The sequence below is a fragment of the Nonomuraea sp. NPDC023979 genome (assembly GCF_040639085.1).
In the GTDB taxonomy this organism is placed as follows: Bacteria; Actinomycetota; Actinomycetes; order Streptosporangiales; family Streptosporangiaceae; genus Nonomuraea; species Nonomuraea ceibae.
This window is the reverse complement of the sequence record NZ_JBEZZG010000002.1, coordinates 594518-611910: the sequence shown is the minus strand read 5'-3', so window position 1 is coordinate 611910 and position 17393 is coordinate 594518. Positions and strand designations below refer to the sequence as shown.

Annotated in this window: 19 protein-coding genes; 9 read left to right on the top strand and 10 right to left on the bottom strand. The window is 72.5% G+C overall.

Annotation, left to right across the window (positions count from 1 at the left end; genetic code table 11):
- Positions 1-63 precede the first annotated feature (63 nt).
- The 5 genes from AB0G11_RS06115 to AB0G11_RS06095 are packed head-to-tail and all read right to left on the bottom strand — an operon-like array spanning position 64 to position 4858.
- Positions 64-1647 carry a thiamine pyrophosphate-dependent enzyme gene (locus AB0G11_RS06115; RefSeq protein ID WP_357584281.1) on the bottom strand — a complete coding sequence of 528 codons (1584 nt, stop codon included), beginning with the start codon at positions 1645-1647 and terminating at the stop codon, positions 64-66.
- Positions 1644-2408: an ABC transporter ATP-binding protein gene (locus AB0G11_RS06110; RefSeq protein WP_357584279.1), complete on the bottom strand. Its 765-nt coding sequence runs from the start codon at positions 2406-2408 to the stop codon at positions 1644-1646. Before AB0G11_RS06110 ends, AB0G11_RS06115 begins: the two co-directional genes overlap by 4 nt.
- A complete protein-coding gene (locus tag AB0G11_RS06105; RefSeq protein WP_357584277.1) occupies positions 2401-3150 on the bottom strand; it encodes an ABC transporter permease in 750 nt (249 codons plus the stop codon). Before AB0G11_RS06105 ends, AB0G11_RS06110 begins: the two co-directional genes overlap by 8 nt.
- Entirely contained in the window at positions 3147-3923 is a 777-nt protein-coding gene (locus AB0G11_RS06100) for an ABC transporter permease subunit (RefSeq protein ID WP_219500650.1), read from the bottom strand. The genes AB0G11_RS06105 and AB0G11_RS06100 overlap by 4 nt, the downstream gene beginning before the upstream one ends.
- Complete coding sequence (locus tag AB0G11_RS06095; protein WP_308125618.1) at positions 3920-4858, bottom strand: ABC transporter substrate-binding protein; 939 nt, start codon at positions 4856-4858, stop codon at positions 3920-3922. The genes AB0G11_RS06100 and AB0G11_RS06095 overlap by 4 nt, the downstream gene beginning before the upstream one ends.
- Positions 4859-4966: 108 nt before the next feature.
- Between AB0G11_RS06095 and AB0G11_RS06090 the strand changes: the two genes are divergently transcribed.
- On the top strand, positions 4967-5722 hold the full coding sequence (locus tag AB0G11_RS06090) for an IclR family transcriptional regulator C-terminal domain-containing protein (protein ID WP_357584275.1): 756 nt from the start codon (positions 4967-4969) through the stop codon (positions 5720-5722).
- A gap of 324 nt (positions 5723-6046) precedes the next feature.
- Here the strand turns inward: AB0G11_RS06090 and AB0G11_RS06085 are convergent, their stop codons facing one another.
- Together AB0G11_RS06085 and AB0G11_RS06080 are read right to left on the bottom strand one after the other, a co-directional pair.
- Positions 6047-6865 carry a MerR family transcriptional regulator gene (locus AB0G11_RS06085; protein WP_357584273.1) on the bottom strand — a complete coding sequence of 273 codons (819 nt, stop codon included), beginning with the start codon at positions 6863-6865 and terminating at the stop codon, positions 6047-6049.
- Between the two features lie 51 nt (positions 6866-6916).
- Positions 6917-7630: a helix-turn-helix domain-containing protein gene (locus AB0G11_RS06080; RefSeq protein WP_357584271.1), complete on the bottom strand. Its 714-nt coding sequence runs from the start codon at positions 7628-7630 to the stop codon at positions 6917-6919.
- Between the two features lie 250 nt (positions 7631-7880).
- Between AB0G11_RS06080 and AB0G11_RS06075 the strand changes: the two genes are divergently transcribed.
- The 7 genes from AB0G11_RS06075 (at position 7881) to tgmC (ending at position 13260) form a co-directional block, all read left to right on the top strand.
- Positions 7881-9110, top strand: coding sequence for a serine hydrolase domain-containing protein (locus AB0G11_RS06075; RefSeq protein WP_357584269.1), 1230 nt, complete (start codon positions 7881-7883; stop codon positions 9108-9110).
- 23 nt (positions 9111-9133) lie between these two features.
- A complete protein-coding gene (locus tag AB0G11_RS06070; protein WP_357584267.1) occupies positions 9134-9535 on the top strand; it encodes a hypothetical protein in 402 nt (133 codons plus the stop codon).
- 84 nt (positions 9536-9619) lie between these two features.
- On the top strand, positions 9620-10165 hold the full coding sequence (locus tag AB0G11_RS06065) for a UTRA domain-containing protein (protein ID WP_357584265.1): 546 nt from the start codon (positions 9620-9622) through the stop codon (positions 10163-10165).
- Between the two features lie 3 nt (positions 10166-10168).
- The gene (locus AB0G11_RS06060) at positions 10169-10927 is read left to right on the top strand and encodes a GntR family transcriptional regulator (protein ID WP_357584263.1); all 759 of its coding nucleotides are present in this window, start codon (positions 10169-10171) and stop codon (positions 10925-10927) included.
- A 79-nt stretch (positions 10928-11006) separates the two neighbouring features.
- Positions 11007-11159, top strand: a complete 153-nt coding sequence (locus AB0G11_RS06055; RefSeq protein WP_357584261.1) for a hypothetical protein — start codon at positions 11007-11009, stop codon at positions 11157-11159.
- Complete coding sequence (gene tgmB / locus AB0G11_RS06050; protein WP_357584259.1) at positions 11159-12115, top strand: ATP-grasp ribosomal peptide maturase; 957 nt, start codon at positions 11159-11161, stop codon at positions 12113-12115. Before AB0G11_RS06055 ends, tgmB begins: the two co-directional genes overlap by 1 nt.
- The gene (gene tgmC, locus AB0G11_RS06045; protein ID WP_357584257.1) at positions 12112-13260 is read left to right on the top strand and encodes an ATP-grasp peptide maturase system methyltransferase; all 1149 of its coding nucleotides are present in this window, start codon (positions 12112-12114) and stop codon (positions 13258-13260) included. The genes tgmB and tgmC overlap by 4 nt, the downstream gene beginning before the upstream one ends.
- Before the next feature lie 52 nt (positions 13261-13312).
- On the opposite strand, the gene AB0G11_RS06040 is transcribed toward tgmC, so the two are convergent.
- Entirely contained in the window at positions 13313-14320 is a 1008-nt protein-coding gene (locus AB0G11_RS06040) for a LysR family transcriptional regulator (protein ID WP_357584255.1), read from the bottom strand.
- Positions 14321-14444: 124 nt separating this feature from the next.
- On the opposite strand from AB0G11_RS06040, the gene AB0G11_RS06035 reads away from it, so the two are divergent.
- Positions 14445-14993, top strand: a complete 549-nt coding sequence (locus tag AB0G11_RS06035; protein ID WP_357584253.1) for a hypothetical protein — start codon at positions 14445-14447, stop codon at positions 14991-14993.
- A gap of 41 nt (positions 14994-15034) precedes the next feature.
- Here AB0G11_RS06035 and AB0G11_RS06030 read toward each other — a convergent pair whose 3' ends face one another.
- The gene (locus tag AB0G11_RS06030; RefSeq protein WP_357584251.1) at positions 15035-15922 is read right to left on the bottom strand and encodes a MurR/RpiR family transcriptional regulator; all 888 of its coding nucleotides are present in this window, start codon (positions 15920-15922) and stop codon (positions 15035-15037) included.
- Entirely contained in the window at positions 15907-17379 is a 1473-nt protein-coding gene (locus AB0G11_RS06025; protein WP_357584249.1) for a glycoside hydrolase family 3 protein, read from the bottom strand. Before AB0G11_RS06025 ends, AB0G11_RS06030 begins: the two co-directional genes overlap by 16 nt.
- Positions 17380-17393 lie beyond the last annotated feature (14 nt).

Here is a 17393-nt window from a genome sequence, read left to right as displayed (position 1 = left end):
GTGAGTATCACGTAATCATAGAGTCACAGCTTGTGAAAGTTCGGTTTTCGCGCGACCGCCTCCTCAGGGTTGGAAGTCGGGGTCGACGCTCACCTGGATGTCCAGCAGCAGAGGGTCGGGGCGGGTGCGCAGGGCCGGGATCACCTCGTCCAGCGTCGCCGTCAGCGCGGCGTGGTCGTCGATCCGCCTGGCCTCGCAGCCGAGCGCCCTGGCCAGGCCGCTCACGCTCACCTCGTCGAAGGCCGGCCAGGGGGCCTTGCCGCCCTGCTTGTCGGCCAGCCGGTCCATGATCGCGTACCGGCCGTTGGCGAGCACCACGAACAGCGCGCCCACCCGGTAGTGGGCGGCGCTCCACAGGGCCTGCACGCCGTAGAGGGCCGACCCGTCTCCGGCGACCGCCACGACCGGCCGGTCCGGCAGCGCCATCCGCAGCCCGACGGCGGCGGGCAGCGCGAACCCGAGCCCGCCCATCGCCGCCGACACGAACCCGAGCGGGTTGCGCGCCGGCATCAGCCGGTGCAGGTCGGGCCGCGACGACGGGGTCTCCTCGACGAGCACCACGTCCCGGGGCAGCCGGGCGGCGAGCTCCGCCAGCACGTGGGCGGGCCGCAACGGCCGCCCGCCCGGGGGCGGCCCGGGTGCCTCGGCGCGCAAGCGGGGGACGGCCGTCACGGGCCGGGCGGGCACCAGGCCGAGCAGGGCGGCGCAGGCGGCGGCCGGTGCGGCCAGGCAGGCCAGGTCGGCCGGGCTGCGGTGCGCCTCCTCGGGGTCGTCGGTGACGAGCGCGACCAGAGTGCCCGGCTCCACCAGAGGCCCGGGCGCGTACGGGTACTGCCGGAACACCGGCGCACCCACGGCGAGCACCACGTCGTGCCCGGCGAGCGCGGCCCGCAGGCGCGGCCGGTCGGCCGGCAGCACGCCCGCGTACTGCGGATGGTCCTGCGGGAACCCGGCCCGCGCGCCGAACGACTCCTGCCACACCGGGCACCCGAGCCGCTCCGCCAGCGCGACCAGCGGCTCCCAGGCGCGCACCCCCGCCCCTGCCACGATCGCGGGGGAGCGCGCCCCGGCCAGCATCGCGGCCAGCGGCCCCACGTCACCGGCCGCCTCCGCCCGCACCAGCCGCGCGGGCGCCGCGGGGGTCTCGCCCTCGTACGGCGCCGCCCAGTCGTCCATCGGCACCACGACCAGCGCAGGCCCCCGGTACGTGACGGCCCGGTGGCAGGCGGCGGCCACGGCCCCGGGCACGTCCTGCGCCCGGACCGGCTGGTCGACGTGCACCGGGTAGTCGCCGGCCAGCCCCGCCAGCCGCCCGGCCAGGAACGGCTCCAGCGCCAGGTGCCGCCGGTCCTGCTGCCCGACGAGAATGACGAGCGGCACCCGGTTCACCCGGGCGGTGGCGATGGCGCCGACGGCGTTGCCCAGCCCGGCCGTGGTGTGCAGCACGGCCAGCGCGGGCGCGTCGTGCCCGATGGCCCAGCCGGTGGCCATCCCGACCACCGACCCCTCGTGCAGCGCGAGCGTGAAGGTGAGGTCGTCGGGCAGCCCGGTCAGCAGCGACACCTCGGTCGAGCCCGGATTGCAGAAGATCGTCGTCGGCCCGGTGCGGCGCAGCACCTCGAACGTGGCGTCCCTGACCGTCGTCATCCCCTGGCCGCCTGGATCCGCGCGTAGACGTGCCCGCGCAGCTCGCCGAACCTGGGCAGCGACCGGGTTTTGAGCTGGTCCCGGTCAGGCGGCAGGTCGATCTTCAGGTCCTCGGTGACGACCGTCGGCGACGACGACAGCACGATCACCCGCTGTCCCAGGTAGACGGCCTCGTCGATGTCGTGCGTGACGAACAGCGTGGTCACCTCCAGGTCCCGCCACAGGCGCAGGATCAGGTCCTCCAGGTCCGCCCGGGTCTGCGCGTCGACGGCCGCGAACGGCTCGTCCATCAGCATCACCTGAGGCTCGTACGCCACCGCGCGGGCGATCGCCACCCGCTGCTGCATGCCGCCGGACAGCTGCCACGGATGCGCCTGGGCGGCGTCGGCCAGCCCCACCGACTCCAGCGACTGCGTGACCAGCTCCCGGCGCCTCGGCGCGGGCACCTTCTTCTCCTTCAACGGCAACTCCACGTTCTGCCACACGGTCATCCACGGGAACAGGCTGCGGCCGTACTCCTGGAAGACCACCGCCATGCGCGGCGGCGGCCCGGTGACGGGCACCCCGTCCAGCCGCACCTCGCCGGTGCTCGCGGGGAGCAGCCCGGCGACCATGCGCAGCAGCGTCGTCTTGCCGCACCCGGACGGCCCCACGACGCACACCAGCTCCCCGGCCGCCACCTCGAACGTCAGCGACCGGATCGCCTCGACGCTGCGTCCCGGGCTCTCGTACGTCTTTCCCAGCCGGTCGATCTCAAGCACGCGCGGCTCCGCTGCCGTAGTACCAGGACAGGACCCGCCGCTCCAGGCGGCGGAAGAGCAGCGAGAGGCCCAGCCCGAGCAGCCCGAGCAGCAGGATGCCGCTCCACATCTCGGCGATCTGGAACTGCCGCTGGAACAGCACGATCGTGAACCCGAGCCCGCTGGAGCTGGCGAACATCTCGCTGATGACCATGAGGATGATGCCGATCGACAGGGCCTGCCGCAGCCCGGCCATGATCTGCGGGCCGGCCCCGGGCAGCACGAACCTGCGTAGCCTCGACCCGCCGCGCACCCCGTACATCCGGCAGGTGTCGGCGAGCACCCCGTCCAGCGCGCGCACGCCCTCGACGGTGTTGAGCAGGACGGGCCACACGCAGCCGGAGACGATGACGAGCACCTTCATCGGCGTGTCGATGCCCGCCAGCAGCATGATCAGCGGGACCAGCACCGGCGGCGGGATCGCCCGGAAGAACTCCAGTACCGGCTCCAGCGTGGCCCGCAGCCTCGGCGACAGCCCGATCGGCACGCCCAGCCCGATCCCCAGCAGCGCCGCCAGCGCGTAGCCCGCCAGCAGCCGTCCCACGCTGGGCAGCACGTCGCCGGTCAGCCGCTCGGAGAGCCACGTCTCGGCGAACGCCACCGCGACCCGGTCCGGGCTCGGCAGGTAGAACGACCCGCCGCTGACCGCCCACCAGACCAGCACCAGCAGCGCGGGCACCCCGAGCAGCCTGACGACCCTCACCCGGCCACCTCCCCGCGCACGGCCGGATGCCAGGCCAGCACCCGGCGTTCCAGCAGCCGTACGGCGGTGTTGACGCCGATGCCGATCAGCCCGGCGACGACGACGAGCGCGTACACGGTGGAGACCGCGCCGCTGCTCTGCGCCACCTGGATCTGCGCGCCCAGCCCGGGGCTGCCGATCACCAGCTCCGCGGTGACCGCCAGGATGAACGCCACCGCCGCCGCCAGCCTGAGCCCCGTCATCACGTACGGCAGCGCGGTCGGCCACACCAGGTGCCGCACCCGCGACCAGGCCGACAGCCCGTAGGCGCGAGCGGTGTCGTCGGCGACCGCATCGACCGCCGCGACCCCGTACAGCACCTGGATGAGCACCTGCCAGAACGACGCGTACACCACCAGCAGCAACGTCGACCCGAGCGACGGCCCGAACAGCAGCGTCGCCAGCGGCACCAGCGCCACCGACGGGATCGGCCGCAGGAACTCCACGGTCGAGCTCGTCGCCGCCCGCAGCCCCGGCACGACGCCGATCACCACCCCGGCCGCCACCGCCAGCGCGAACGCCAGCGCCAGCCCGGCCGCCCAGCCGCGCATCGTCTCGCCCAGCGCCACCCACAGCCCGGCCGTGGCCAGCTCGCCGGCGAGCGTGCGCAGAATCTCCGAAGCCGGAGGCAGGAACCGCTCATCGACCAGCCCGAGCCGGGGCGCCGCCTCCAGCACGGCCAGCAGCCCGGCCGGCCCGATCAGCCCGAGCAGCCCGTGGTGCGGCCGGCTCACGGCACCAGCTCCGAGACGTCGATCTCGGCGTTCAGCACGCCGTCGGCCAGCGCCAGGTCCGCGATCGTCTGCACCGACGCGCGGTTCACCTCGGCGGGCCACTTCGGCAGGTAGATCTTCTCGATCACCTCGGGCGCGATCTTCGTGTACGTCGACAGTACCTGGCGCACCTCGTCCGGATGCGTGTCGGCGTACTCCAGCGACTTGCGCATCGCCGCGGTGAACCGCTTGGTCAGGTCAGGGTCGGTCCGGCTCGTGGTGAAGTACATGGCCACGGTCAGCGCGTCGGCGGCGTCGGCGAAGTTCCACGCCACCGGGCGGGCGCCCTGGCTGATCGCCTGGCTCACGAACGGCTCCACCACCCAGATGGCGTCCACCCTGTCGTTCTCCAGCGCGGCCGGGGCGTCGGGGAAGGGCAGCTCGACGAACTCGATGCCGTCCGGGTCGCCGCCGTCCTTGCGCACCGAGGCGCGGATCGTGGTGTCGCCGATGTTCTTCAACTGGTTGACCGAGACCTTCTTGCCCGCCAGGTCCTTGGCCGACCTGATCGGGCTGCCCGGCTTGACCAGCACCGCGCTGAAGTCCTTGCCCGGCTCGCCGGTCGAGGAGACGCCGTTGGCCACCACCCTGATGTCGAGCCCCTGCTGCTTGGCCGTCAGCAGCGAGGTGGTGTTGGCGAAGGCGAACTGGAACTGCCCGCTCACCGCGCCCGTGATGCTCGCCGCCCCGCCCTGGACCGGGGTGATCGTCAGGTCGATGTCCTGCTCGTCGAAGAACCCCTTGGCCTTGCCCAGGTGGATCGGCGCGGTGTCGACGATCGCGATGACACCGGCGTTGACCTTGTCCTTGCCCGTGCCCTCGCCCGGCGGGGCCTGGGGTCCGCCGCACGCGGCGGCCAGTAACAGGACGAGGGGGACCGCGAGAGCGAGACGCACGATGTTCTCCCGATTGTCTGTTCGCTATGCGCACATTTATTCTCTGGTCGAACACCCCCCGCTACGCGGGAACATACGCGCTCACCGCCCCATGTCAAGGGATCTCCGATGGCTGATCACGTCCAGTCGCTGGCCCGTGGGCTCGCCGTCATCCGCGCCTTCAGCGCCGTCTCGCCCGCGCTGACCTTGAGCGACGTGGCGCGGGCCACCGGGCTCACGCGGGCGGCGGCCCGGCGCTTTTTGCTGACATTGACGGATTTGGGATATGTGCGGAACGACGGCCGGCTGTTCTCCCTCACTCCCCGCGTCCTGGAGCTCGGGTACGCGTACCTCTCCAGCCTGTCGCTCCCCGAAGTCGCCGCGCCCCATCTGGAACGCCTCGCCGCCGACGTCCACGAATCGGCGTCCGTGGCCGTGCTCGACGGCGAGGACGTCGTGTACGTGGCCCGCGTCGCCACCGCCCGCATCATGCGCGTCACCATCAGCATCGGGACCCGCTTCCCCGCCTACTGCACCTCCATGGGCCGCGTCCTCCTCGCCGCCCTGCCCCCGGCCGCCCTCGACGCCTACCTCACCCGCGCCCGCCTGCGCCCCCTCACCGCCCGCACCATCACCCAGCCACCGGCCCTCCACGCCGAACTCGACCTCGTACGCGCCCAGGGCTGGGCCATGGTCGACCAGGAACTGGAGGAAGGGCTCCGCTCCCTGGCCGTCCCCATCCGCGACCGATCGGGCACGACGGTGGCGGCGGTGAACGTGTCCACGCACGCCAGCCGGATGACCCTGGCCCAGGCCCGCCGCGACCTCCTGCCCCGCCTCCAGGCCACCGCCACCCACATCGAAGCCGACCTCACCCCGTCCTGACCCCCTGACCGCAAGGTCCTCGCCCGGGAGCGCGCTTCGCGCGGGGCGGCTCGGGCTGTGTCGCCGGGGGGAGCCGAGCTCCCCCGCGCCCCCCTTGCCGGTGACCTCCGGCCCCCGGACCCCCGAGCGCGGCGCGGGGAGCACGAGGGAGGCCGAAGGCCCACCTGACAGGTACATGCGCCGGCCTAGGCATCTCGCCGGGGATCGTGGTGGGCCGCCTCCAGCATGACGGCCTCTGGCCTGCGCGGCAGGGCAACGGGTTGGAGCGAAAAGTGAGCCTGGAGAGCGACTTCTGAACACGTGACCCTGCTGACGGCGGGGGTGTCAGCTCCAGGTGGCCGTGTCCGGGTCGATGCCGCAGGCTCGCGCGTTGGCGTCGATGATGTCGCGCAGCCAGCAGGCCAGGCCCGGCTCGAGGTCGTCGTAGTAGTCCGCGAACCCCGGCTCCTCGGCCTGCTTCCTGCCCAGGCAGACCTGCATCGCGTGCGTGCAGTCGAAGTACGCGCCGATGGACGCCCGGTGCCGTTCGGCCAGGGCGTTGGCCTCGGCGCTTCCCGGCGTGACGCCGGCGCGTTTGGCGGCGGCCAGGTCGTGCTCCAGTGCCGCCTTGGAGTCGGCGACCTGTTGCCAGTCCTCGGGGGTCCTGCCGGCGGCGCGTTCGGCGTACTGGACCCATTGGGGTGTGTCGCCCCAGCGGTCGCGGGCGCCGGCGATCCAGGACGGCTCCCAGCGCCGGCCGAAGATCGCGACCTGCTCCTCAGCGGAGAGCAGGATGCCGGCGCTGGCGGCTTCGATCATGCGGTCGACCGCGTCGACCATCGTCCGGAGGCGGGAGATGCGGTCGAGGAGCTGGGCGCGCTGCTGTTTCAGCGGCACGGTCATGTCGGCCGAGGGGGCGTCGAGGAGTTCGCCGATGTCTTCGAGGGGCAGGCCGAGCTCGCGGTAGATGAGCACGCGGTGGATGCGGGCGATGTCGGCCGCCGAGTAGAGCCGGTAGCCGCCGGAGGTGCGCCCGGACGGGCTGACGAGCCCGATCGCGTCCCAGTGGTGCAGGGTGCGGACGGTGACTCCCGCGTGGGAGGCCGTGGCCCCGACGGTCAGCCCGTCGGCTCCCGCGGCTTCGTCCGTCGCGCTGCTGGTCACGCCGTCGAGTCTGCCATGCGTGCCCGGCCGGCGTGCCTCCCGGGGGCGCGCTCAGCGTTGCCCGGCGTTGCGGGCGCGCCACTGGTCCATGGCCTGCCGGTGGGCGTCGGTGACGAGGTGGAGGAAGTCGGCGGAGGCCTCGAACCGGGCGCCCGCCGGGGTCGTGGTCCCGAGGATCGCGCCGCCGCGCCGTGACGCGGCGATCAGGATCTCGTTCATCTCCAGGGCCGCCTGGATGGACCGCAGCCACATGTCCTCGTCCATGACGTAGCGCTCGCGCCGCCCGCCGGGGTCGCGTTCGCGCCTGAGCATGCCCTGCTGTTCGAGGAAGGTAACGGCGTGCGAGATCGACGCGGGGCTGACGCGCAGCCGCTGGACCAGGTCGGCGGCGGTGAGGCTGCCCGAGTCGGTGACGTACAGGCTGGCCAGCACCCTGGCCGCCATCTTCGGCAGCCCCTGCTGGGCGAGCAGGTCGGTGAAGGAGCGGGTGAAGTCCTCGACCGCCTGCGGGTCGCGTCCGTGGCCGCTTTCGGGGACGGGCGGCGGGGGAGGCTGGGTCCGCTTGCGCCGGCGGGCGCGCACCTGGGTGGCCTCCTGCGCCCGGTCGGCCCCGTAGCCGTCGGGGCCGCCGTTGCGGGTGACCTCCCGCATGACCGTCGAGGCGGGCCTCCCCAGCCGCCGGCCGATCTCCGCGTATCCGAGCCCTTCGGCCAGCCATGCGGCGATGTTCTCCCGGTCCTGGCCGGTCAGTCTGCCTCCGGGCATCGGTGCTCGGCTCCCCTCGGTCGGCGTGCGCGTGACTCTGCTGCACAGTATGCGTTCACCCGTATCTCATTGCAATATCAGCGTACCTTTCTCCTTTGCGTTCAGCGACATGCTCATTGCAAAGAAGGCTCGCTAGCTCCAAACTACCAGCGAGAAAGGTGCGATTTTGCATGTTGACGAAACTTTGAACGCAATGTACTGTCGCAGTCGTTCAGAGATTCCCGAACACAAACTGAGAGCGAGAACCATCATGGAGAACGGCACCCGAGGCTTCACCAAGACGGGGCTGAGCAGGCTGCACGACGTGCTGGCGCGGCATGTCGAGTCCGGGCGGATCCCCGGCCTCGTCGCCCTCGTCAGCCGTGGTGACGAGACGCATGTCGAGACGATCGGGACGATGCGTCACGACGGCGGCGCGCCGATGCGCCGCGACACGATCTTCCGGATGGCGTCCACGTCCAAGCCGGTCTCGATGGCGGCGGCGATGATCCTGATCGACGAGTGCAGGCTGCGTTTCGACGACCCGGTGCAGGAGTGGCTGCCCGAGCTGGCCGACCGTCAGGTGCTGAGGCGCTACGACAGCCCGCTGGACGACACCGTGCCGGCGCGGCGGCCGATCACCGTACGGGACGTGCTGACGTCCACGTTCGGGCTCGGCATGGACATGACGTCGCTGGGCACGCCGATCATGAACGAGATCTTCAGCCGGGGCCTCACGCCCAACCTGCCGGAGCCGATGCCCGAGCCCGACGAGTTCATGCGCCGCCTGGGCGAGCTGCCGCTGATGCACCAGCCCGGCGAGCGCTGGCAGTACCACATCAGCAACGACCTGATCGGCGTGCTGGTGGCCAGGGTCACCGGTCAGCCGTTCGAGACGTTCCTGCGCGAGCGCCTCTTCGGGCCGCTGGGCATGACCGACACCGGGTTCCACGTCCCCGCTGACAAGATCGACCGCCTGCCCACCCTGTACGCGCCCGATCCCCAGTCGGGCGAGTTCCTGGTGTGGGACGAGGCCGAAGGCGGGCGCTGGAGCCAGTCGCCGGCGTTCCCGAGCGGCGGCGGCGGGCTCGTCTCGACCGTCGACGACTACCACGCCTACTTCCGCATGCTGCTCAACGGCGGCACCCACCGCGGCGAGCGGATCCTGTCGCGGCCCGCCGTGGAGCTGATGACCACCAACCGCCTCACGCCCGAGCAGCAGGCCGCCCGCCACGCCATGGCGACCGACAACGTCCACATCTCCCACGGCCAGGGCCAGCACGGCGGCTGGGGCCTCGGGATGGCGGTGCGCACCTTCCGCGGCGACTACGCGCCCGTCGGCCAGTTCGGCTGGGACGGCGGCAGCGGCACCTCCAGCTACGCCGACCCCGCCAACCAGCTCACCGGCCTGCTCCTCACCCAGGTCGGCGCGTCGGTCCCCGACCCGATGCGGCTCATGCACGACTTCTGGAGCACGCTCTACCAGGCCCTCGACAACTGACCAGCGGATCGGAGACGACCACCATGTCCATCACCCTCGCCGAACAGGACCAGCTCACCCTGCGCACCGCCGCCTACGGCGCCGTCTCGCTGATGGCCGCCGCCTCCGGCAAGCCGCACAAGGCCGCCACCCAGGGCTCCGTCGCCCTGTCCTCGGCCACCGGCCTGGTCGGCCACGTGCTCGCCGACACCTCCACGGCCGTCAACCTGTACGGCAAGTCCGTGGCCGCGCTCGCCGACCACGTGCTGCCCGCCCTGACGGAGGCCATGGCCCTGCTCAAGCGGCAGGCCCCGGCCGAGGCCGGCAACTTCCGCACCACCGTCCTCCTCGCCGTCGACACGGCCGCCCGCGCCCACAACGGCGACCCCAGCCCCATCAGCGCCGACATGGCCCGCAAGATCACCGAAGCCCTCGACGCCGCGTGACCTCGCGCCGGTCCGCGCGGCATCGGCGAAAGTACTGTGGAGATCGTGGTGTCCTTTACTACCTAACCGGATATGGGGGTAAGGATGAACGATCGTCACGATTGGCTGGGCAGCACCGCGCGCTACGTGGCACCGCGCACGCCGGGGGAGCCTGACGCCTGGAGCGAAGAGCTGGCCGAGCACGGCCGGCGCGGCTCCCAGAGGCTCCGCGAAGCGGGCGAGGCCGAGCCTCCCGGCTTCGTGGCCGCCGCACTCCGCCTCGCCGACGGTGAGCGGGCGGTGGTACGGCGGCGCGTCATGCTGGAGGAGGACCGGCCGGTCGAGCTCACCGACTCCTATTACCCCCGGTCCGTCGCGGCGGGCACGGGGCTCGCGGAGCCCCGGAAGATCCGGGGCGGCGCCCCGACGCTGCTGGCCGAGCTCGGTTACGTGGCCGACGAGGTGGTCGAGGACCTTTCCGTGAGGCGGGCGGAGCCGGACGAGGCGCACGAGCTGGCGCTCCCGGCTGGCGCCCTGGTCATCCAGCTCGTCCGGGTCAGCTCGACCGCGGACGGCGTGCCGTACGAGGTCTCCGTGATGACGATGCGGCCCGAGGGGCGTCACTTCCGCTACCGGCTGAAGGCGGGCTGAGCGGTGGCGACCAAGGAGGACGGGCGTCCGAGGCACCAGCAGATCGCGGCGGAGATCCGGGCGCGGGTCATGTCAGGGGACCTGGTGCCCGGCACCCGCCTGCCGACGACGCAACAGCTCATGTCCACCTACGACGTCACGAACCAGACGGTTCAGCGGGCGTTGAGCGTGCTCAAGGACGAGGGGTTCCTGATAGGTCGTGCCGGAGTCGGGGTGTACGTGCGGGACGATTCGGTCCTCGCCCTCGAACCCGCCGCCTACCACCGGCCGCCCGCCGACGGCATGCCGTACCCCTGGACGAGCGAGGCCGAGGCGCGAGGCCGGCGTGGCGCGGTCCGGATCCTGGAGGTGGCGACCGTGCGGCCGCCGGTCGAGGTGGCCCGGCTGTGGGGCGAGCGGGTGTCGATGCGGCGCCTGCTGTTGCTGCTCGATCAGCAGCCGACCGAGCTGGCCTGGATCTACCATCCGCTGAAGATCGCCGACGGGACTCCCCTCGTCGGGCGGCGCAAGATTCCCGGGGGCACCGCACGGGTCCTCGCCGACCTGGGGCTGCCGCCGGTCGAGTGGGCGGACCGGGTCTCGGCGCGGCTGCCCACGACCGAGGAGCTGGAACTGCTGCACCTGCCCGACGACGTGCCCGTGCTGCGGACGTTCCGGACGGTGTACGCGGAGGGCGGGCGGCCGGTCGAGGTGCAGGTGCTCGTCAAGGGCGGCCACCGGTACGAGCTGACTTACCGAAATGCTTACCCCCTTAGGGAGTAAAGAAGTATGGTGGGGCTCCCCTGCGGATGATCGGAGAAGCGCCATGCGCCGTTCGTACGTCCCCTGGGGAGTGAGCCGGATGGCTCCCTTCCCAGTGATCGAGGCCGCCAAGCACGGCTCCAACGTCGAGCGGCCGACGGCCACCGCGCCGCCCATGCCCGACGGCGACGGCAGCGGCAGCGGCAGCGGCCACGGCAAGCAGGACTCCACGACCGACTGGGTGTCCGACTGATGCCGGTGCTGGTGGTGTCCTGCGTGGACGACCCCACGGCCGACCTGGTGCTGGCCGAGCTGTGCGACCGGGAGGTCCCGGTGGTGCGGTTCGACCCCGGCGCCGACTTCCCCCACGAGCTGACCCTGTCGGCCTCGGTCGGCGACACCGGCCTGGCCGGCTCGATCGAGACCGCGGCGCGCAGGCTCGACCTGCTCGGCGTGCAGGCGGTCTACTGGCGTCACCCCACGCTCTACCGGCCGCCGCGACATCTGGACGAGCACACCGGCCGGTGGGTGGCCGACCAGTCACGCTTCGGGCTGGGCGGCGTCCTCGCCGCGCTGCCGGGGGCCCGCTACCTCAACCACCCCTGGCGCAACCGGGACGCCGAGCACAAGCCGGTCCAGCTCGCCACCGCCGTGACCGCCGGGCTCAGGGTGCCGCGGACGCTGGTGACCAACAGTCTCGACAGCGTCCGGTCGTTCGCGTCCGTCGTGGGCGACGTGGTCTACAAACCGCTGTGGTCGACCCCGTACCAGAACGCGGATGGTGAGGCGCGGACCATCTGGGCGGACGTGATCGACCCTGGGACGCTCGACGAGCGGGTGGGCGGCGCCGCGCACCTGTTCCAGGAGCGGGTGCGCAAGGTCGCCGACGTCCGGGTGACGATGGTGGGCGAGAGGGCCTTCGCCGTCCGCATCGACGGTGCGCCCCGGCTCGACTGGCGCCAGGACTACCCGTCCCTGACCTACACGCCGGTGGACGCGCCGTCCACGATCGTGCGGGGGATGCGCGCCTACCTCGACGCGTTCCGGCTGGACTTCGGCGCGTTCGACTTCTCCCTGACGCCTGACGGCGACTGGGTGTTCCTGGAGTGCAATCCGAACGGCCAATGGGGCTGGTTCGGCCCGGACATCTCGCAGCCGATAGCTCACGCGATAGCCGATCAGCTCACAACAGCCGAAGCGCGGCGATGAGCTCATCCGCGGCGCGGCACAGGCAGGAGATGGCCGGACTCCTGGCCTCGGAGAAGGGCGTCACGGATCGGCGCTGGATCGAGGCGGTCGCCGCCGTGCCGCGTGAGCTGTTCCTCGGCGACGCCGTCTTCCACCCGGACGACGGCGCGCAGGGCACGCTCTGGCGTCCGGTCCGGCGCGACCGGACGGATCCCGAGACCTGGTCGCGCATGGCCTACGCGGATCGGAGCTGGGTGACGCAGGTCGACGGCGTGCTGGCCGAGGACGCCACGCGGGCGCTGCCCGGGGCACCGACCTCCTCTTCGACGCTGCCCAGCCTGGTGGTGAAGATGCTGGAACGGGCCGAGATCGCCGAGGGGGACCGGGTGCTGGAGATAGGCACCGGCACGGGCTACTCCACCGGCCTGCTGTGTGAGCGCCTCGGCGCAGGTCAGGTGACGTCGGTCGAGTTCGACCCGGCGGTGGCGGCCCGTGCCAGGGCGGCCCTCGAATCCGCCGGGCACGCGCCGGTCCTGATCGTCGGTGACGGGCTGACGGCCTACGACAAGGACGCCGAGTACGACCGGCTGATCGCCACCTGCTCGGTGCGCTACATCCCCGCGCCCTGGATCTGGCAGGTACGGGACGGCGGCACCATCACGACCCCGTTGTCCGGATGGCTGGGAGGCACGGTCCTGGCGCATCTCACGGTGGAGCCCGGCGGGGCCGGCGGGCGGTTCCTGCCTGATGAGCTGTCGTTCATGTTCGCCAGGCCGCACGACCGGCCCTCACGCGCCCACTACCTGCTCCGCCTCGGCGAGCAGCGCGAGACGCGGATCGCCCCGGCCGTGCTGGACGACCCGGCCGCCCGGTTCGTGGCCCAGCTGGGAGTTCCGTCCGCGGAGCTGCTGGGCGCCGGGGACCACGTCGTGCTCCTGGACGTGGCCACCGGCTCCCAGGCCACGACCGAGCCCGCGCCCGGAGGCGGCTGGAGGGTACGCCAGCACGGCCCCCTTCGCCTGTGGGACGCCGCCGAGGACGCGATCGAGACCTGGCGGGAGGCGGGGAGCCCGCCCGTCTCGGCGTTCGGGCTCACCGTCACCCCGCAGGGCCAGCGGGTGTGGCTCGGCGATCCGGGCGGGCCGTCGTGGAGTCTGCCGGCGTGAGCCGCCGAAAATGCCGAAACCGCTGTCCTTTACTCAGGGAGTCAGGTGAATATCAGGCGTCCGAATGGTGGGAGAGAAAGGTGCGGGCCGCCTGGCGGATGGCGGCGATGACCGGGCGGTCGCGGTCGGTCTGCAACCAGGCCAGCGCGGACGTACTCGGAGAAAGATCCACCACGTCGAGATAACGCACCCCGGGCCGTGGATAGAAATCGCGTGCGGCGGCGGGCAGAAAGCCGGCGGCCTCGCCGCGGGCGACGGCGAGAAGCAGCGCCTCCATGTCGGGGACGACGGGCCCGAAGCGCACCGGGCGGCCGTCCGGGCGCGGGTTCACCGCCCAGAAGTCGCGCCAGACGCGCGGCACCTCGGCTGGCATGTCGACGAAGGTGTGCTCGCCGAGCTGGGCGAGGGTGAGCCGGGGCTCGGCGGCCAGCGGGTCGTCGGCGGGCAGGCAGACCACGCGGGGTTCGGTGGCCAGGACCTGGAGGCCGATGCCGGGCGGCGCGGGTGGCCGGGAGAAGACGACGTCGACGTCGCCGCGGATGAGCGCGCCGAGGTGGTCGGCGAAGTTGAGGGTGGAAAGCCGCACGTCGATGCCCGGGTAGTGGTCATGGAGGCGGTCGAGGATGGCGCGGGTGTAGGGCATCGCGGCCTCCGCGCCGACGGTGCCGATGGCCAGCCGCCCGGTGACGGTCGCGGCGTGCTCGCCGGCCTCCCGGCGCAGCGCGTCCAGGGCGGTGACGGCGGCCCGGATCGCCGGCAGCAGGCTCCTCCCGGTGGTGGTGAGCTCGACGCTGCGGCTGGTGCGCTCGATCAGCCGGACTCGCAGCCGGTGTTCGAGAGCCTTGATCTGCTTGCTGAACGCGGGCTGTGTCATGAACAGTCGTGCCGCCGCCCTGCCGAAGTGCAGTTCTTCGGCGAGGACGAGCAGTAATCGCAGTTGGTGCGGGCTCGGGTCGCCGCCACTCGTTCCGGTGGACGGCTCCTTGTGCGCCTCTCTGGAACGGCCAATCCCCCGGGGCTTCCCCCGGCACGGCGAAACCGCGCTCGGTGAAGAATCCATATACCGGATGCTATCAATGAAAATTCGATGGGAATCGAATTTTCCTTTGCCGCCAGGGCCCGCCGGACGAGCATGGAACCCGGCTCGTCCGGAGCCAGTTGTCAAACGATCGGCAAGGAGCGCAATGAGGATCTGGAACAGGCTCGCCGTCGTGATCACCCTGCTGGCGGCGGGGCTCGTCGGCGCGCAGGGCGCGGCCCTGGCCACGCCCACGCCGGCCGACACGGGGAAGGCGGGGAAGACGCAGTACTGCAACATCGTCGTGGGCAAGGCGCCCAAGGGGGAGCTGTCGCCGATCCTGTCGAGGTCGTGCGGCACCGACCCGGAGGCGGCCCGGACCGACGTCAGCATCCAGGCACGCACGCTGCTGATGGAGTGGAACGAGCACGCCTTCAACGACCCGCCCACGACCGTCGGCCGCATCTACGGCGACTACGGCCCGTGTGACTCCGACGGCTACCGGGTGCGGGCGGAGGGCTTCTGGGCCAACCGCATCTCCGGGTTCGCCACCTGGAACCGGTGCAGCGTCGCCACGGGCTACGACCTGGTGAACGTCTCAGGTGACCAGCAGACCTGGAACGGCACCGCCAACGCCTGCGAGTGCGTGGACGTCGGCTTCGTCGGCTACTACATGAACGACCGCATCGAGTCGTTCTGGATCCGCCGGGGCTGACCCGACGGGCCACGGGGCGTCCGCCTGCCAGGCGGGCGCCCCTAGGAGCGGTGGCGGTAGCGGTCCGTGGCTTCGCGGGTGGCGCGGATGGCCGCGTCGGCCCGGTCGTAGGTCCGCTGGGCCAGTCCCACGAAGATGCAGTCCACGATCAGGAGCTGGCTGATGCGGCTGGCCAGGGCGCCGGGCCGGAACGCCGTCTCGCGTCCGGCCGACACCAGCGTGTGGTCGGCCACCCCGGCCAGCGAGGAGCGCGGGTTGTTGGTGATCGCGACCACCAGCGCCCCCGCGTCGGCCGCCGTGCGGGCGGGCACGAGGACGTCGGGCGTCTCCCCGCTGCAACTGATGGCCACCACCACGTCCCCGCCGCGCAGCAGCGCGGCGCTGGTCAGCGCCAGGTGCGCGTCGCTGAACGGGTGGCTGGACAGCCCGATCCGCAGCAGCTTCTGCGACATGTCGGCGGCCACCAGCCCGGACGCGGCGACGCCGTACACGTCGACGCGGCGCGCGCCGGCGATGGCCGTGACGACCTCGCCGAGGCCGTCCGGGTCGAGCTGGGCGGCGGTGTCGGCGAGCGCCTCCGACTCGGCGCGGGCGACCTTGGCGATCACGTCGGTCAGCGGGTCGTCGGGGCCGAGGTCGCCGGGGACGAGCCGTTCTGGCTCCTTGGCGACGGCGGCGGCCAGGGCGAAGCGCATCTGGGAGTAGCCGCTGAAGCCCAGGGCGCGGGCGGTCCGGACGATGGTGGCCTCGCTCGTCCCCGACACCACGCTGAACTCGGTGATCGTGCTCCTGACGACCAGGCCGGGGTCGTCGAGGATGATGCGGGCGATCGACTGGGCGGCGGGGGTGAGTGAGGGCAGCACGGCCCGTACGGCCGCGACCGGGCTGGCCGGCTCGCCGTCGACGGTGCCGGTCACGAGGTGAGCCATTCGGCCGCCGCCTGGGCCGAGACGCGGGAGATGCCGTGGGTGGCCAGGTGGACGGCGCCGGCGGGGGCGTCGGGGATGCCGGTGTCGACGACGATCACGTCGGGGCGCTCCTGGACGGCCTGGGCGATGCGGTCGCGGACCCACGGGTGGCGGGCGGCGTCGTGCACGACGAGGACGACGGGGCGCCGGTCGGCGCTGGAGCCGAGGCCGACCTTGGCGGCGAGCCCGGCGCCGAGGCGGGGGAGCGGGCCGCCGGGCTCCATCTGGACCCGGGTGGTGCCGGGGAGCAGGGCGGTCAGGGCGGCGGTGATGCCGGTGGGGGTGGCCGGGTCGACGGCCTGGTTGAAGCGCGTGTTGACCTCGACGACCAGGGGCGGGCTGGTGAGGGTGACGGTTCCGGTCGGGGTCAGCGCCGCCCGGGCGGCCTCCAGTCCGGCGTCGGTGGCCGGTTCGGCGAGCGCGGCCTGGCGGGCGGGGGCCTGGGCGGCGTACCAGCCGGACAGGGCGGCGACCCGGCCGGCGGCCTCGGCGAGCCGTTCCTCGGTCAGTTGCCCGGTCTTGACGGCCTCGACGATGGCGTCGCGGAGCTCGTACAGGCTGTCCTCGGTGACGTGGCCGGCGCAGATGGCGTCGACGCCGGCGGCGAGGGAGCGGACGGCGATCTCGCCGGGGGTGAAACGCGCGGCCACGGCCTTCATCTCGATGGCGTCGGTGACGAGCAGGCCGTCGAAGCCGAGCTCGCCCCGCAGCAGGTCGGTGAGGACGGCGCGGCTGAGCGTGGCGGGCAGGTCGGGGTCGAGCGCGGGGATCAGCAGGTGGCCGCACATGATCGAGCGCACCCCGGCGGCCACGGCGGCGCGGAACGGCGGCAGGTCGCGTTCGGCGAGCTCGTCGCGCGTGGCGTGCACGGTGGGCAGCGCCAGGTGGGAGTCGGTGGTGGTGTCGCCGTGGCCGGGGAAGTGCTTGGCGCAGGCGGCGACGCCGGCGCCCTGGACGCCGTTGACGTAGGCGACGGTGTGGCGGGCGACCAGGTCGGGGTCGGGGCCGAAGGATCGGATACCGATGACAGGATTGGCCGGGTTGGCGTTCACGTCGGCGGCGGGGGCGTAGTCGAGCGTGACGTCGGACCGGGCCAGCAGGCGGCCGATCTCGCGGCCGACCCGCTCGGTGAGCGCCACGTCGTCGGCGACGCCGAGCGCGCGGTTGCCGGGGAAGGAGCTGCCGGTGGCGACCTCGAACCGGGTCACGGCGCCGCCTTCCTCGTCGACGGCGACGACGGCGGCCGGGTTCGCGGCGCGGATCTCGGCGACGACCTGCGGTCGCGGGTCGTTGCGCGCGAACAGCACGACGCCGCCGAGGCCCTGGCCCAGCGCTCGGCGCATCCAGTCGGGAACGGTGGTTCCCTCGTAGCCGGGCTGAAGCACTGCCATGGCCAGTCGGTACAGGTCAGCGGTCATGCGGCATTTTCCTT

Excerpts from the sequence above, each read along its gene's own strand:
- AB0G11_RS06035 (WP_357584253.1), top strand. The coding sequence starts at position 14,445 with ATGAGGATCTGGAACAGGCTCGCCGTCGTGATCACCCTGCTGGCGGCG.
- AB0G11_RS06040 (WP_357584255.1), bottom strand. The coding sequence starts at position 14,320 with ATGGATTCTTCACCGAGCGCGGTTTCGCCGTGCCGGGGGAAGCCCCGG.
- AB0G11_RS06075 (WP_357584269.1), top strand. The coding sequence starts at position 7,881 with ATGGAGAACGGCACCCGAGGCTTCACCAAGACGGGGCTGAGCAGGCTG.
- AB0G11_RS06065 (WP_357584265.1), top strand. The coding sequence starts at position 9,620 with ATGAACGATCGTCACGATTGGCTGGGCAGCACCGCGCGCTACGTGGCA.
- AB0G11_RS06030 (WP_357584251.1), bottom strand. The coding sequence starts at position 15,922 with ATGGCTCACCTCGTGACCGGCACCGTCGACGGCGAGCCGGCCAGCCCG.
- AB0G11_RS06025 (WP_357584249.1), bottom strand. The coding sequence starts at position 17,379 with ATGACCGCTGACCTGTACCGACTGGCCATGGCAGTGCTTCAGCCCGGC.
- AB0G11_RS06055 (WP_357584261.1), top strand. The coding sequence starts at position 11,007 with ATGGCTCCCTTCCCAGTGATCGAGGCCGCCAAGCACGGCTCCAACGTC.
- AB0G11_RS06070 (WP_357584267.1), top strand. The coding sequence starts at position 9,134 with ATGTCCATCACCCTCGCCGAACAGGACCAGCTCACCCTGCGCACCGCC.
- tgmC (WP_357584257.1), top strand. The coding sequence starts at position 12,112 with ATGAGCTCATCCGCGGCGCGGCACAGGCAGGAGATGGCCGGACTCCTG.
- AB0G11_RS06080 (WP_357584271.1), bottom strand. The coding sequence starts at position 7,630 with ATGCCCGGAGGCAGACTGACCGGCCAGGACCGGGAGAACATCGCCGCA.
- AB0G11_RS06090 (WP_357584275.1), top strand. The coding sequence starts at position 4,967 with ATGGCTGATCACGTCCAGTCGCTGGCCCGTGGGCTCGCCGTCATCCGC.
- AB0G11_RS06115 (WP_357584281.1), bottom strand. The coding sequence starts at position 1,647 with ATGACGACGGTCAGGGACGCCACGTTCGAGGTGCTGCGCCGCACCGGG.
- tgmB (WP_357584259.1), top strand. The coding sequence starts at position 11,159 with ATGCCGGTGCTGGTGGTGTCCTGCGTGGACGACCCCACGGCCGACCTG.